Consider the following 15,442-nt stretch of genomic DNA (forward strand, 5'->3'; position numbering starts at 1 on the left):
AAAAATATTTTTATTTATATTTTATTGTAATTATTCTTAAATGATATATAATATCAATTAAGAATAATTATTATTTATAATATATATTCCTACTTAGATAAAAGGAGATATTTTTATGAGAAAAAGTTTGTTTTTATATACATTATTAATGGGAGGATTGATGTCTTGCAATTTAGATTCCAAATTATCTAGTAACAAAGAACAAAAAAATAACAATAATGTAAAAGAAGTTTCGAATAGTGTTCAAGAAGATGGTCTTAATGATTTATATAGTAATCAAGAAAAGCAAAAAAGCTTTACTAAAAATTTTGGAGAATGGAAATATGAGGATTTAATTAATCCTATAGAGCCTATAATACCTTCAGAATCACCAAAGAATAAGGCTAATATACCAAATATTTCAATTGTGCATACTCAAAAAAAAGAGATAAAAGAGGAGGATTTAATCCCTTCTACTAATGAAGAAAAGGAAGCTGATGAAGCAATTAAATATTTAGAAGAAAATATTCTTCAAAACTCTAAATTTTCTGAATTAATTAGAGAAGTACGTGTACTTAAAGATGAATATGCTTTAATAAACTCTGATTTTTATGATGTAATTGAAAAGATTCACAATAAAAAAACATCATTAATGGAAAATTATAAGAACAATAGAGATAAGATAAATAAATTAACACTGTTGCAAAATAATTTAAAGATAAATATTGAACTTGAGCAGCTTATAAATATGATTGATATTGCAGAAAATGAAATAAGATCTGCGGCTTTCTTTTTTGACACCGCTCAGAAAAGGTTAAAAGAAAGTATTATTAAAAGATTAGAGAGTAAAAATAATAGATCTTATTATGCATTAGAATTGTCTAGACAGGCTTTAAGTGACGCAAGAAGTGCTTTAAGCAGTTTAGAATCTTTTGCTTTTAAAAGAGCTGAACCAATGGTAAGAAAGAAAAAAATAAAAGAGCTTATTAAACATGCAAAAACTGTTTTAGAAAGTCTCAATAAAAAATAACAAAGAATATTCCACCTATAATTTCTATGAAATTTAGGTGGAAATAAATTTACAAAGTAAATTAAATAACAAAAATAATAATAAACTTATTTTTTTTATATCATGCTCCCTAGTTCTAGTATCTACTAGACCGTTTGATAATAGATTTACCTATTACTCTAAAAATAGGGGGGTCATAATTAGGCCTGGTTATAAAATAATGAAACATATCTTAGAAATTCAAAATAATATAGCACTAATAACAACAAGACTATCCAAAACTGATCGTTTTTCTCATGCTTTCGTTACTTCTAAAATATCAGAATTAAGCATTATTCCACTAGGATATGTTTTCCCAATTTATATACAAGAAGATAGCGAAACACCTGAGAGAGTTAAAAAAGAAAACTTTAAAAATAAATTTAGACATTTTCTTGATGTTAAATACAATAAAAAATTTACTGCAGAAGAAATACTTGGCTATATTTACGCAATTCTTTATTCAAATATCTATCGAGATAGATTCTACGAACACCTACAAATAGACTTTCCTAAAATTATTTTCGTAGATAATTCTGACATATTTGTAACACTTGGCAAACTTGGAACAGATCTCATTAATTCTCATTTAGTAAAAGTTGTTCCAACAATAAATATCAACATTGGAAAATGTTTTTCATTTTTAGATGAAACCCTAAAACAAAACTCAATCATAGAAAAAGTTTTTTATAAAGAAGAAACAAATGAACTTTACTATAACCAAACTTCTAGATTTATTAATGTTTCCAAAGAGGTGTATAACTATACTATTGGGAGTTGGCAAACTCTAAAAAGTTACTTAACTTATAGAAAAGGCAGAGAAATGCCCTCAAAAGAAGTTGAACATCTCGAAAAAGTCATCAAAACAATTCATTATACAATTGGCATACAAAAAAAATAGATAGCATAATTTCAAATTTAAAAGAGTTTAATGAAAACTTTACATTAAAATCTGCTTAGAACAGCAAAGAAATTCAAACAATATCTTTAAGAAAAGATTCAACTCCATAAATAAAATCTAAAAATTGTGCTAACATTTGTTTATCAAAACTTAATTATTAGGAGGTAATATTAATATGAAAAAAATTTTCACATTAATATTAATTTTTAGTTTAACAATGCAAATCTTTGCACAAGATAAACTTGAAAAAGGTGTTGGAGTGGAGATATCGCGACTGTAATGAAATATGAAAGCGAAAAAGCAACCATACTAGCACCATTACTTTTGAATATCTTTTTGTCTTTAGGGATAGGATCTTTTGTTCAAGGAGATTATATTGGTGGTGGTGCACTACTTGGCTCTCAAGTGCTTGGAAGGAATACTTATAATGGCTGGACACATGATCGTAGGAGGTATTGGAGGCGTTACAGAAAGCACAGCAACAGTAATAACCGGAGGAGTATTATCAGGAATAGGAGGGCTCACAATTGTAGCATCCTACATAACTGGAATTATTATTCCATTTAAATTTGCTAATAGATACAACGCAGACCTTAAAAAAAGGCTCGGCATTGCACTTGCGGGGGTTGAACCCAATTTTGACATTGGAATAAACGGATTCCAACTGTCGTTTAAAAAATCCTATTGAAGATCAATTTACCTAGAAAAAGATTGTTCAAATATTATTAGGGCTTAAAGAAACTCTCTTGCTAAAGAACTTCTTTAAGCCCTTCAATTGTAAATGATTCCATAAGGCAGCTCAAACGTAAATTATTTTACATTCATACTACGCCATTTATATTATAGATTAAATTTAAATTAATATCAAGCGTCTTTATGTGAACTGCTATTTCTAAATCAAAGATTATAGAAATAGCTTCTTGTTTCATCCCATGATAGCTTTTTAGGCTCTAAAAGAACGGTCATCCACTAGAGCATGGTCCACAAGCTTTACTTCGGGCAGTTCCTGCCTTAGTTTTTATTTCTTTATAAGAATAAGCCTTAAGGTTTAGACTTGCATTTATATCTCTATCATGCAAAGTGTTACAACTACTACAAGTCCACTTAGCATCACTTAATCTTAGAGTCGTATTTTTAATGTGACAACTACTGCATAGTTTACTTGATGGAAAATCTCTATCTACTTTATACAAAGAGGATCCATACCACTCTGATTTGTATGATAATTGTCTTACAAACTCAGACCATCCTAAATCATTAATACTTTTTCCAAACATTCCTTTTTGCATGCCTTTAATTGATAAATTTTCTATTACTATGTTTTTATAATTGGATACAAAGTAATAAGATAATTTATGCAAAAAGTCTTTTCTTTGATTTGAAATTTTCTTATGCAGCTTAGCAACTCTTAATCTAGATTTAGCCCTATTAATAGAACCTTTTTGCTTTTTTGATAGTTTTCTTTGATATTTTTTAAGTTTATTTTCATTTTTTAATAAATATTTAGGATGATTGATTTTCTCACCCCCACTACTTACTAAAAAGTGTTTCATACTCATATCAATACCAACTATCTCTTCTTTATCACCTTTAGTTTCATTGTTATTTTTAGTATCTAAGCACTCAACTGTTATTGAAATATGATATTTATCATCAGTATCTTTTTCTACTACTACATTTTTAACAAGCTCATTATCTTTAATGCACCTATGTAGACACAACTTTATAAACCCTATTTTAGGTAGTTTTTATAACCATTTTCTATTCTTATTGAGTTTTTTTGATTATTAGTTCTATAAGTTTGCCTATTTTTCTTACTTTTATATTTAGGAAATCCTTGCATTTTATTTCCTTTTTTAATTTCTCTAAAAAAATTACTATACGCAAAATTTAAGTCGATCCACGCACTACAAAGAGCCAAACTATCAACTTCCTTTAAAAAAGGAAATTCTTCTTTATATTTACTTGGATAGGTAATAAGATTTTGTCCATTATTTTTATAATAATCTTTCTTATCACTTAACATTTTGTTATACAAAAATCTTACACATCCAAATACTTTTGAAAAATATTTTTTTTGATTGGTGTTGGGATATATTCTGCACTTATAAGCTTTATTAGCACTCATTATTTTTTATAATTATAATATTATATTTTAACTTGCGTTATAAATTCATCTCCACCTAAATATGAAAAAATTCATAAAAATTAAATATTGAGAGTTAGGCAAATTATAATTTTATCTAAAAATAACAAAGAATACTCCACCTACAATTTCTATGAAAAAAGTATTTACTTTTCTGAAAAAATTGTGCATTATATATAATATAAATCCCATAAGGAGTTCAACAATGATTAATAATTCAAAAAAGCCAAATTGTCACAACAAGTTACAACAAAAATTAATAGTTCTTCTTTCAACACTTGCATACGTAAACAGCAAATATAATAAATATACCCAAAAAAACATACTCTATTGCTTTAATGAAAACCTAAAAAGAAATGGACAACCTACCACTACACTAAGAACAATGCAAAATTATCTTTATAAATTAGAAAAAGTATTTAAAGTAACAACTAACTACTACAAACACTTAGGGATAAATTTCGGAACTGAAATTTACTATAAGCTAAATTATTCTAAAAAAGAGTGTTATCTTAAAATCAATCAACATTTTAGAGAAAAAAAAGACTATAGGTTTAAAGCTAGAGTTGATAACTATCTTAACGACAAATTTAATAAAAATGGGAGTGTAGATTTAGTGGAGTGTTTAAATAATAAAAATAATAATATAAAAGAAGAAAGAAAGATTATACAAATAGAAAAGTATCAAGTAATAAAATACTTCAATAAATGCAACTTTTCTTTATTAAAAGAAATTCTTCCAATTTTAAATTTGGATATTAATAAAGATGAATTGATTAAAATACTCAAAATTATAAAAAGAATTGAAATCAACCTAACAAAAAATAAAAATACATATTTAAATGTGTCTTATTTTAAAGAAAAGCAAAACAAATTAAAGAAAATATTAAGCAACACTCAACAACAATTAGAAAAAAATGGATATAATCCTGAGCAATTAGAAATAAGTTTCCAAAAAATATATGAAAATTACAAAACTAAACCCCATTTTATCATTGAAAATCATAAATATAAAGATTTAAGCCATATAAAACGCAAATTAGAAAAATCAATTGAAAGAAAAAAAGAAAACTTACAAAAAGATTGCGAAAATATGAGGACAAACATTTTCAATATACTCATTGAACAACTAAAAAAAGAAGTAAAAATTGACGTTTTAAAACCAATTTTAAAAATCTATTTGAATAGCAAAAATAAATTAGAATATAATAAAGTATTTAATAATAATTATTATTATGAATTATTAGAAATAATAAAAAAGGAAAAAAATCTTCAGTTAAAAGAAGTTGTATAAGAATTAAATATGCAAAACATGGCAAAATCCATACAATTAGTTAAACCAATAGTTAGATGTTCAAATAAAAAAGATCTTTTTATTAAGATTGAAAAAGATAATGATAAAACAATATATCACACAAAAATAATGATGGATATTTATAAATTTGGACTTAATAAGAAAAAAAATAAATATCGTATATCATTAAGAGGATTATTTAATCAATCAAAAGTTGAAGAATTTAATTTATTTACATTAAGAGCAGATGATAAATTTTTAGGCATTTATTACGGGTATAAAAAACGAATAAAGAAAATTTTTGTGAAGTACCAAGTTGGCGGAATTGAAAAATCTTATTCTTTGTCAAAGACATATTACATGGAGGTTAGATTTAAAAAGGGAAGTATTTTTTGCTACTTTAAGAGCTTACCCAGGATACTAAAAAAAGAAAATGTTAATACGACCTACAATAAAGCATTATTTAGTATGTTTACGACATTAGAAAGGCAAGTATATGATTTTTATGATAAAAAATACCCACAAAAAGGACCTTTTATAAAATGGATAGAAAAAAGTTGGCTAAAAAACCACATATTATAGCTATTGCTTCAATTAAGGGAGGAGTTGGTAAAAGCACTTCTTCGATAATGTTTTCAACAATTCTTAGCAAAACTAATAAAGTGCTACTTGTGGACCTTGATCCACAAAACGCAGTTACAAGTTATTTTATAACTCAAGATCATCCGAGAATGGAATTAATTAACATTTATAATTCTTATTCTTTAATAAAGAAACATAAAACTTTTAAGGATGTTGTTATTAGTATATCTAAAAATTTGGACTTTATTCCAAGTTATCTAGAGCTTGCTAAATTTAGCAAAGAAGGAAATCAATTTAAAGAACTCATGCTTAGAAATGCAGTATATAATTATTTAGAAGATTATGATTACGTGATAATTGATACTCCCCCAAGTTTATCGTCAGAGCTTGACAATGCTCTTGTGATTGCAGATAAAGTTATAATACCGGTTCCACTTGAAAGGTGGGCAGTTGAAAATTTGCCATTACTAATAAATCAGATAAAAGAATTAGAAAATAATTTTATGGGGAAAGAGGCCAAAATTATTCATATTTTTGCATCTAAGGTTGAAATAGGAAGGGTTACTTCAACTGAAATTATGTCTTTATTAAAAGAAAAATATTTAAATAAGTTTATTGGAGAAGTTCACAAAAGCGAAGCTTTGAAAAAGATAATAGATTATGCTATAGGGCCAAAAGAAAACGAAAATTACTACAAAGAATATTTAAGAATTTTAGAAAAAATTTAGCATGATTTTTTTTAAAAAAAGTCCAGGCACTGGACTTTTTTAGAGAGGAGTTTAAAAAATGGTAAAAAATAGAAAAGTAATAATAAATGATAGGATTGTAAGAAATGCTACTTATATTAATACTGAAGAACGAGACAAAAAAGAGTATGAACTTTTAAAAAATGAACTTAAAAATAGAATAGAAGATGATATTAGAAATAAAATAAATACAATGAAAATTTTACTAGAAATTAGAAATAGAAAACTTTATATTTTAGATGGATATAAAAAGTTTGAAGATTTTATTTTTGACTTTAAAATAGCCAGAACTCAGGCGTATAAGTATATTAAAATAGCAAAACTTATTTTTGAAGGAAAGCTTGAAGAAATTGATATTATAGAAAATGGGATTGATAAAACTTTATTTAATTTGATGAAAGATAAAAAAATTAACTCTAAAGCAAATTTAATAACACCACTTAGGGTTAGGCTAGAAACACAAGAGGCATGCGATTTTTACAAAATGAATCCAAAGTTTGCTAATTATATTCTTGAAGATTTTTATCAAAAAAACAAAGAACAGCTTATTAAAAAATTAGAAGAATATAAAAATAAACAAAAATACTCTTAGTATATTTAAGCAAACTTTTACTTATATAGAATTTTTATTCTAATAGCAGAGTAAAAGAAAAAGACCATTAGCAAAAGCTAAAGGTCTTTTTCAAGGTATTGATAGTTACATAATAAATTATGAACTATCAATATCAATATTATATACTAAAAAAGATAAAATATCAAGAAATTTGAAAATTTTTTCATATTTTTCTACTCTGCCATTCTGAATCCCATTAAATGTTCTTTTGATTTTAGCATTCTAACTAATTTCTCAGCATCAAGCACATCTCCATTAAAGTTATAGTAAAAATTATTTACAACTGTACTGCTTTGAGTTTTTTGTAATTTAGTAATTTCTTCTGCAATAATTTTAGCTTCAAGTTTGCGTAGATTTTCATCTATTGGTGCTGGAGTTATTCTTACTAATTCTGGTTGACCAAACTCACTAGACATTACACCTGAGTTTGGCATATATGTCGGTTTATTTGAAACAAATCGTGCACCGCCATGAGCAAGTTTTATCTCTTCAATAGATCCAGCTGATTTTACTTTTGCAATTCTTTTTAGTATTTCGTCTAAAATTTTTTGTGTTTTTCTTAACCTATCAGGCTTGCCCAAATTCCACCAATCTTCAGCATTTACCTTATCAACTTCGGCCTGTGCTTTTATTCGTTCGGGCTCTAGTTTAGAAAGTTTGTTTTTGCGTTCTACTTCTAGTTTTTTAGCCTCTTCGGTCTTAGTAAGTTGGGTGGTTTCTATATCTTTTTTTGTTTTATATTCTGTTTGTACATCGTGTAATCTTTTTTGAAATTCTTCACCAGATATTTGTCCTTTACTTTGAGCTTGTTTGAGAAATTCTATTTCTTTAGTGTATTCATCATCTAATTCGCTCAATTTTTCTTTTCTCATTTTGATTTCTTCATCAAAACGATCTTCAAGCTTTTTAAGTTCGACTTCACTTCGTTTTTCAAGTTCTTCCAAATCTTCGTCCCGTTTTTTTTCAATTGCTTTAATTCTCGCTTTTTCTTGCCCCTTCAAAATTCCCCAAACAAAATCGGTCAATCCGTTTATAAGCTCCGCAACAGCTTCTCCCCAAGGTCCAAAAACTGCTCCAGCAGCAGTTTTTAATCCAGTTTTCCAAGATTCGTACATTTGTGTTGTCATTTTTTCCAGACCTTCACCCCAATTCACATCCTTCCCATTAATCAAATTATGAAATTCTTCTCCAATACTTTCTCCCGTATCCTTATTCAAAAATTTGCCCGCTATATCTTTCATAAAGGCATTCTTAAAGACATTTAGGCCGTCTATCATGCTGTCATATAAGCTTTTTGTCGTATCTTGAGCTTTCTCAGCATATTGTTTTATAGTGTTTCTATTGGTTTCATTTAGCTTTTTAAATTGCGATTTGTGCTCATCCACGAATTTTTTATACATTGCTTGAATTTTGGATGCCATCTTTTTTTCAGCACTTGCTCTTTCTTTTGCTGGAAGTAGCATTGTTTCCCACTCTAAGTCGGTTATTTCTTTTTGCAGAGCTTTTTGAGCCTCGACAAAAGATCGATCTAAAGCGGTTTTTTCATATTCATTAACCTGCTTTTCAAGTGCGACTACAACTTGCCTGTTAGACTCGTTCAGAGTTTCGAAACTTTTTCCATATTTTTCTACGAACGCTTTGTTCTTTTCATTGATTTCATCATTAAGTTTCTGTAAAGCGCTTACTTGATCTGTATGGGGCAGAGTTTTGATTATTTCCCTTTCACGACTTTCTTTTTCTTTTAGTAAATTTTGGTACTCATTCACAAAATCATAATTGGAGTTATTGAACTCATTTACTGATTTTTCAACTCCGACTAAAATTTTCTTGTTCTCGTCAGTTAACTGATCAAATATTTTGGAGTATTCATCCTTAAACTTTTGGTTTTTTTCATTTATGGTTTTTTCAAGATTCCTTAAGGCTTGTTCTCGTGCTTTCCCGGTCTTATTATAGATGTCCCTCTGCCTATTAAATATTTCGTCTTGCAGCTTTTGATAGTCTTCTGCCATTTTCTTGTTAATATTGGTTTTTGCATTTGGATCAAACTTTTTATCCCTTTCGGGTTCGGAACCAGAAGTGTCTTTTTCCTTTTCGGCTTTTTTCCAAAAAGTAACCAGATTTTTCAATTTTGTATACGCTTTGGATATCATATCTATCAACTTTTGAACCCATTTGATAATGGGCTCAAACGCACCCTTAAAACGATCTAAAAATCCACTAGAAACATATGTTGCAAGTTCTTTTAGCTTGCCGATTACGTATTTGATTCCCTCGTAGAGCTTAACAAAGGGCGTGGTAATGGCCTTGAACAACATTTTCATGCCTTGCACCCACTTGCCGGCAAGATATGCTACAAGCTCACCCAATTTGGTAGTTAAGTATATTGTAGCTGTAGTCACCTTGGTCAAAGGAACCATGATTGCTACCATAAGAAATTGTTTTACTTTTTCAAATCCAATCATCATTGGCTCTAGAGCTTTTCCAATGTCTAAGAAAAGCTTTTCGCTCATTTTGGCAGTTTGTTGTTGAGCTTGAGCTAAAGTTTTTGCTTCTTTGGCGGTGTTCCCATAAAATTTACCACCTTCGCTAGTGGCTTTGGAAAGAGCTTTATTTAGGGCGTCGAATCCTATTTTTCCATCGCTCGCTGCCTTATATAATGCCTCTCCAGCTAAACCAGCTTCTTCTGCCAAAATGTCTGTAATGTCAACACCCGCGTCACGAAGTGCATACAAATCTTCTAAATTCACTTGATTGCTCGATTCTACACGAGAATATACTTCGGCTAATTTCTCAAGCCCCTCGCTACTTCCACCAGCAGCCTCCCCAAACATTCTAATTCTCTCTTCAACTTCACTCGCAGTTGCACCATAAGAAAGCATTGTTTTAGTAGCATTAGCAATAGCGTCTCTAGTAAAAAGAGTTTCATCGCCAAAAGCCCTCATGGATTCTGCTAAAGATTTTCCAAGGTCTTCGTTTCCAAGCATGTCAGAAAACGTTGACACTTCTTCGTTGAATTCATCAAGAGCATCCATAGCGCCATCAAAAATTCCACTTATTGTAGAGCCGATTGCTTGTATAGCCTTTACAGCCATAATAATTGGGGCAAAAGCCGCCAACATTTGGTTGAATGCCTCACCAGTTTTGTTTGCCAAATTCTTTACACTTCCTAAGCCTTTTCCAACACTTTTTAGAACTTTGCCTATACTTTTCATGCTGCCAGCTTTGGAATTTACGGAATTAACAGAATTTGCAAGAGATTTGAAGTTTTTAATAGCATTCTGCGAACTTTTGTTTAGCGCTTTCTCTAAGTTGGATCCAGATTTAGCAGATTTTTCTAATTTTGACTTCAAATCATCCAGACTTGAAAATTTTTGTTCGGCAATTTTTTTTAGAGTTTCTGCTATTGCGTCCAGCTTTTGATTATTGCTGATCGACATTGATAGCGGAATTATTATTTCATCAAGTTTCATCTACTTCTGCTCTCGCTCTCAAGATTTTTGATGTACAAATTGAGTTCGTTCAAAACCAAAACAAACCAGTAATTTTGCTCAAAAAGGCCGCCCCTATTAGGCAAGCTGCCAATACTTTTTGAAAGTAAGGCTTGATTTAGTAAATGCAGAATAGCATCCTCATTATATTTGATCCAGGGAAGTTCCTTTTTCATATTCACTATGAATTCTGAATTCACGCGATCTGCAAAATTCAGAATTTGGTCATAGTGATTTTTTTTTGTAATATAAGAGAATGCAAGCTCTACTTTTTTGAAACACGCTCAACCCTTAGAGTATCTGCCAGAAAATTAATTTCGATTGCAAGACTTGAAAGCATGTCTTGAAACAAGATAGCGTCACCTTCAACCATCTCTTTGGTGATAACCTCTCCTTGTTGATTTTCAAGACCGACGAATCCTACCACATTTTCATCCCAAATTTTTTTTACAAATTGAATTTGAGCGCTTGTTGACTCAATCATAGCATTGGAATTGGTTTTACCATTCTCGCCATTCAATTTTTTGAAAAGTTCGATTTGTCTTGCCTTTAGATTTTCCACAAACCCATAGTTAATGTCTTTCAAAACCACATATGCTTTCTCTTCTTCTTTGATCTTTTCCTTGCCGTTTCTAATATAGTCTGGGATATAGGGTAACATTACCCTGCCAGTCAAATTAACATTAATTACCATTGTTGCCTCCTAAATCTTGAAGAACCTTGCATCTTTAATATAGTCGCATGAAAGGGATACTAAGGGTTTTGTCAGAGTAAGCTGGCACTTTAGATCGATTTTTTGATTGTTCAAGTCCTGGCTTGGGTTGTAAGTTGCAATTTGTCCTTCGCCCACCATGAATTTGGTTCTTTGATCTTGATCTGCAATTTGATCTACAAAAAGTACCGTGAACTCGTAATTTGTAGGCAAACTGCGTTTTCCAATTTGCCATTGGTCATTATTTTTTGAAATATCTTGTGTTATGAAATGCGATTTTTCTATATATGTATCTAGGATTTCTTCCTTATTAGTTGCGGTTTCTCTAACGGAGTACCCGCTAAACTCAACAGTTTGCTCTGGTATTTTTCCAATTGCCGAGATTGATCCGCAAGTTGTTTTTAGAGTTTCTGTAGCTTTTGTTGAGCTGATGGTATATGAATACCCTAAGCAATATGTTTTGAAAAGTAGAACATCAATTTCATCAGCATTATCACATGCAGTAGATATTTTTGTCAAAAGATCTTTGTTATAGTAGAAAATACTACCTTCTTTTAGATCTAAATCTGATGTAAGTTTTGACTTAGAATCAATCTTTTTAACCCTAAAAATGCATTCGCTAATTGACTTCCATTTGGTAGGCTTTGTTATGTTTGAGCCCAAATCTTTTACAACTAAATTAGTAGGATCTGTTCCAGAAGGTTCATTATTATTTTTAATGTCTGAACCCTTGAAATTCCACTTGAATTTTTCAATATTGACCGTAACTAGCACTGCGCCAGTCGGCATTCTCAATTTTTCAATTGCCATTTTTACCTCCACGACAATTAATGTAATCAGCGCCATCTATCCTAATTCCCAATGTTGAATCAACCAATGTTACCATTCTTGCATCAGAATTTTCGTCTTCAACCTGGGAATCGTCAATGCTAAAATACTTCAACGAATAATTTAGCATTAGAAACGCCACAATTATATTTGCAATCTCAAGCCCTAAAGTAGGACGCATGCTACACTCTGTGTAAATTATGAACTTTGGACACAAAAGCATCGAGTAATTTTTGCAATGATTCAGAATTTCTCCAGTACTTTTTACTGCAAAGACAATTGATGGCAAGTCTAAGTTTGAACATGCAAACATTTCAGACTTGTAATATACTTTTGTGGTTGTTTGTTTACAAGTAGCCAAGTAAGTTTTCAAATTCTTTTTCAGATTAATGACAAATTCTTCTATGTGCTTCATCTAAGTAATTTTGCAGACTCCTTTACTAAATCGCTTGTCCAGTTTGTATATTGGTTTTTAGGTTTTCTCTTCTTCAAAGATAGCCAAATGGGTACTGCTGAGGATTCTATACCCTTATATGCTGCCCAACTTTTGATTTTTGTTAGACTTGGAGCTGGCAAGTTGTTGTTATATGCCTGTCCTGAGTCTAGAAATTCAGAAAGAGGGGAGCCTACCTTTACTTTTAAATTAATTCCCAAAGAAGTTTCTTCTAAATCAATATTTGTTACATTCGACAATCGTCCGGGGATATGTGATTTTAAGGAGTCCGACTTTTGTCGGATTTTAAAACCAACGAAACTTTTTGCATTATCAAATATAGATTTTCTTATTTTTTCTCCAATTTCCATTTGTTATCCTTTTGGTCAACCAATATAAAGAAAGGGACAAGAATCAATACGAGGGAATAGGAAATCAAGTTGAGAGAGCAAGTACTTAAATTTACACTCTTTTTGATCTCCTTTACACCTAATATTGAAAACTTCTAAATAAAGAACATCAAGCAAAATTACAAGCCAATTATTGTAAGCAACTCCCATTTGGTACAAGGCCAAAATAGATTTTGCATATCTTAGTACTTCAAAAAGTTGCACTTTTGTTTGATCTGGGATACTAATGTTTCCGTCTTCATTAGTGCACTCAATTCGTAAAGATTCTATCTTAGTAAGATTGATCCACATAATAAGATCGTCAAGTTCACTCATTTGCTAAGTTTGTTACCCATTAGGTTTTGTAACTTCAATTTCAATAACTTCTTGTGGTTGAAAGTGAATTATTCCTGCTGATTCCATTGAGGCATGAATGTAATCTCCGTCTGATGATGCAAATTTTCTAAAGAATATTTCTGACAACATTGGAACAAACATAACTTCTGGATTTGGTTGATAAAGTATAGGATTTTTCAATCCTTTGAAAACCGAAGTTACCACTTTATGATCTCTAAAAAGTGCTTCTTTAACTGTTACATACTGAGGTTCGCTGTATAACTCTAATAAAAGGTGAGAAAAATTGTGAGGAACTAAAAGATGGTAACCCTCATCAAGTTTTTCCATGTGTTTTTCTGCTTCACGTTTTGCAAGTGCTACTTTTTCATACAACGTATATCCATTAGTAAGTGTTTCAACAGTAACTTTACTTCTGCCCTTTAGATTTGCAATGCCTTCCATATTGATGTTTTTTTTACCAAAAATAACAGAATGGTATGCATCCTTCATAAGGCCAAGCTCTAGATTAGCCTTTACTTCGTCTTCGGTTATAGTTCCGTACATTAGGTCTTTTAGAGAAATTCGCTGTACTGTATCAAATACGTGCATCTTGTAAGCCATTTCTTTGAAGAAAATACTACTTTTTCCAATTTCATTGCTATGATCACCAAAAGTTGCTGTGACATTGTGGTCAACTGTTGCTTTTTTGACAATATAATAACCTTGTCTTAGATCATTTCTACTTATCATCTTGTAAGGTACAAGCTCGGAAAGGCCACCTTTTGCAAGTTGTATTATATCTGCACTGTAACTACCACTTGCTTCTGCAAAAATACTTCTACTCAAGAACTACCTCCTATTTTTTCACAAATTTTTACGTTCATGCAAATTTTCTGTTACCATTAGACTCAAACTCAGGGCCAATATTAACATCAAGCAAAACTACTTTGCTATTTGCATCAAGACTAACATCTTTGATTCTCCCAACTTGCACACCCCCTTTGCCGTCTTTTACAAGTTTCCCCCCCTTTAAGAAGACAAAATCACCAATTTTAGGAGTTGCAAATGTGTTATCTAACATAACGGTTATTTCCCCGGCACGTCTTATTGGAATTAGTTCGCCCGGTGAGTAATTTTCACTTTCTAGTAAAGCAATATCTGCCTTTTTTAAGGCAAATCCACGAATAGGACCAACTCCCGCTGTTGCAGTTGCAGCCTTTACCAGTACTTCTCCCATTTCACTTGATCCACTTGAATAAACTGGATCTCCCGGTTTGATGATGGGTGATTCAACATCAACTATTGCGGTTTCAGTTTGATGTACGCATGCTTTGTGTTCAACTCCTAAAACGAAATTTTTACATAATTTTGTAAAATCGAAATCTGCCATTTATGCCCTCCCCAAAGCAAATCTATCTTTGTATTTTTGTAATTTTGTCTCGTTAATAATTTGACCTGTAAATCGATTTCTTGCATTTACCATTTGCTTGTACGCTGTAAGTTCTTGTACTAGCAAGCTGATATTGTCGATTTGCGAATCAAGGTCACCTTCCTCGTCAATTTTGAACTTGATGTTGTACTTTTTTTTCATTGCATCCAAAAATGCAAGCTTAGCGTCTTTTACGCTCAGAACATTAGCAAAAGGTGGAGCAATTTCATACTGCTCACAAGCTTTCTCAAGATTTGACAAAATTTTAGAATCTTTGAAAGCATTAGCTTCGGCTTGCCTTTCGGCTTGTTTTCGAGCTTTTATAAAGTTGCTCTCAGCCTCAGCAAGTCGTTTTTCGAAATCTTCTCGTGATATCATGTCTGGCAATTTTTTTGCATCAGCCACTAATCGTTCATATTCTTCTGAAGATATTGTTACAAGTTCTTTGTCATTTTTTGGCAAAGATTCAGAAATTGCAACAGTTTCTTCATTTATTTGTTCTTGCATATTGACCTCCT

At 30.6% G+C, this 15,442-nt stretch carries 16 protein-coding genes and 2 pseudogenes; 7 read left to right on the forward strand and 11 right to left on the reverse strand.

What is annotated here, in order from left to right; translation table 11 throughout:
- Window positions 1-115 precede the first annotated feature (115 nt).
- The 3 genes and pseudogenes from BB_RS04500 (at window position 116) to BB_RS04510 (ending at window position 2,616) form a co-directional block, all read left to right on the forward strand.
- Window positions 116-1,009, forward strand: a complete 894-nt coding sequence (locus tag BB_RS04500; RefSeq protein ID WP_010890300.1) for a P12 family lipoprotein — start codon at window positions 116-118, stop codon at window positions 1,007-1,009.
- A 37-nt stretch (window positions 1,010-1,046) separates the two neighbouring features.
- A complete protein-coding gene (locus tag BB_RS04505) occupies window positions 1,047-1,928 on the forward strand; it encodes a type ISP restriction/modification enzyme (protein ID WP_010890283.1) in 882 nt (293 codons plus the stop codon).
- Between the two features lie 175 nt (window positions 1,929-2,103).
- Window positions 2,104-2,616, forward strand: a pseudogene (locus tag BB_RS04510) (P13 family porin).
- Window positions 2,617-2,890: 274 nt separating this feature from the next.
- Here the strand turns inward: BB_RS04510 and BB_RS04515 are convergent.
- A pseudogene (locus BB_RS04515) lies at window positions 2,891-4,056 on the reverse strand (RNA-guided endonuclease TnpB family protein).
- A 223-nt stretch (window positions 4,057-4,279) separates the two neighbouring features.
- Here BB_RS04515 and BB_RS04520 point away from each other — a divergent pair.
- From BB_RS04520 to BB_RS04535, 4 genes are read left to right on the forward strand one after another with little or no spacing between them, the layout of a single operon-like run.
- Complete coding sequence (locus BB_RS04520) at window positions 4,280-5,368, forward strand: plasmid maintenance protein (protein ID WP_012666107.1); 1,089 nt, start codon at window positions 4,280-4,282, stop codon at window positions 5,366-5,368.
- Between the two features lie 9 nt (window positions 5,369-5,377).
- On the forward strand, window positions 5,378-5,950 hold the full coding sequence (locus tag BB_RS04525; protein ID WP_010890284.1) for a DUF226 domain-containing protein: 573 nt from the start codon (window positions 5,378-5,380) through the stop codon (window positions 5,948-5,950).
- A complete protein-coding gene (locus BB_RS04530; RefSeq protein WP_010890285.1) occupies window positions 5,911-6,678 on the forward strand; it encodes a ParA family protein in 768 nt (255 codons plus the stop codon). Before BB_RS04525 ends, BB_RS04530 begins: the two co-directional genes overlap by 40 nt.
- Window positions 6,679-6,736: 58 nt before the next feature.
- The gene (locus BB_RS04535; protein WP_010890286.1) at window positions 6,737-7,288 is read left to right on the forward strand and encodes a chromosome replication/partitioning protein; all 552 of its coding nucleotides are present in this window, start codon (window positions 6,737-6,739) and stop codon (window positions 7,286-7,288) included.
- A 194-nt stretch (window positions 7,289-7,482) separates the two neighbouring features.
- Here the strand turns inward: BB_RS04535 and BB_RS04540 are convergent, their stop codons facing one another.
- The 10 genes from BB_RS04540 to BB_RS04585 form a co-directional block, all read right to left on the reverse strand.
- Window positions 7,483-10,779, reverse strand: a complete 3,297-nt coding sequence (locus tag BB_RS04540) for a tape measure protein (RefSeq protein ID WP_044283648.1) — start codon at window positions 10,777-10,779, stop codon at window positions 7,483-7,485.
- Window positions 10,776-10,973, reverse strand: coding sequence for a hypothetical protein (locus tag BB_RS04545; RefSeq protein ID WP_010256686.1), 198 nt, complete (start codon window positions 10,971-10,973; stop codon window positions 10,776-10,778). Before BB_RS04545 ends, BB_RS04540 begins: the two co-directional genes overlap by 4 nt.
- Window positions 10,974-11,062: 89 nt before the next feature.
- On the reverse strand, window positions 11,063-11,491 hold the full coding sequence (locus BB_RS04550; protein ID WP_010890301.1) for a hypothetical protein: 429 nt from the start codon (window positions 11,489-11,491) through the stop codon (window positions 11,063-11,065).
- 9 nt (window positions 11,492-11,500) lie between these two features.
- A complete protein-coding gene (locus BB_RS04555) occupies window positions 11,501-12,319 on the reverse strand; it encodes a hypothetical protein (protein WP_010256678.1) in 819 nt (272 codons plus the stop codon).
- On the reverse strand, window positions 12,309-12,518 hold the full coding sequence (locus tag BB_RS07805) for a hypothetical protein (RefSeq protein ID WP_010259148.1): 210 nt from the start codon (window positions 12,516-12,518) through the stop codon (window positions 12,309-12,311). Before BB_RS07805 ends, BB_RS04555 begins: the two co-directional genes overlap by 11 nt.
- 230 nt (window positions 12,519-12,748) lie before the next feature.
- Window positions 12,749-13,141: a hypothetical protein gene (locus BB_RS04565; RefSeq protein WP_010890302.1), complete on the reverse strand. Its 393-nt coding sequence runs from the start codon at window positions 13,139-13,141 to the stop codon at window positions 12,749-12,751.
- Between the two features lie 15 nt (window positions 13,142-13,156).
- The gene (locus BB_RS04570) at window positions 13,157-13,495 is read right to left on the reverse strand and encodes a hypothetical protein (RefSeq protein WP_010259656.1); all 339 of its coding nucleotides are present in this window, start codon (window positions 13,493-13,495) and stop codon (window positions 13,157-13,159) included.
- Window positions 13,496-13,507: 12 nt separating this feature from the next.
- Window positions 13,508-14,341, reverse strand: a complete 834-nt coding sequence (locus BB_RS04575; RefSeq protein WP_010890292.1) for a cytochrome P450 family protein — start codon at window positions 14,339-14,341, stop codon at window positions 13,508-13,510.
- Window positions 14,342-14,375: 34 nt separating this feature from the next.
- Entirely contained in the window at window positions 14,376-14,885 is a 510-nt protein-coding gene (locus BB_RS04580; RefSeq protein WP_010890293.1) for a gp53 minor capsid family protein, read from the reverse strand.
- The gene (locus BB_RS04585) at window positions 14,886-15,431 is read right to left on the reverse strand and encodes a hypothetical protein (RefSeq protein WP_010890294.1); all 546 of its coding nucleotides are present in this window, start codon (window positions 15,429-15,431) and stop codon (window positions 14,886-14,888) included.
- Window positions 15,432-15,442: the final 11 nt, after the last annotated feature.

The organism is Borreliella burgdorferi B31 (assembly GCF_000008685.2).
GTDB lineage: Bacteria > Spirochaetota > Spirochaetia > Borreliales > Borreliaceae > Borreliella > Borreliella burgdorferi.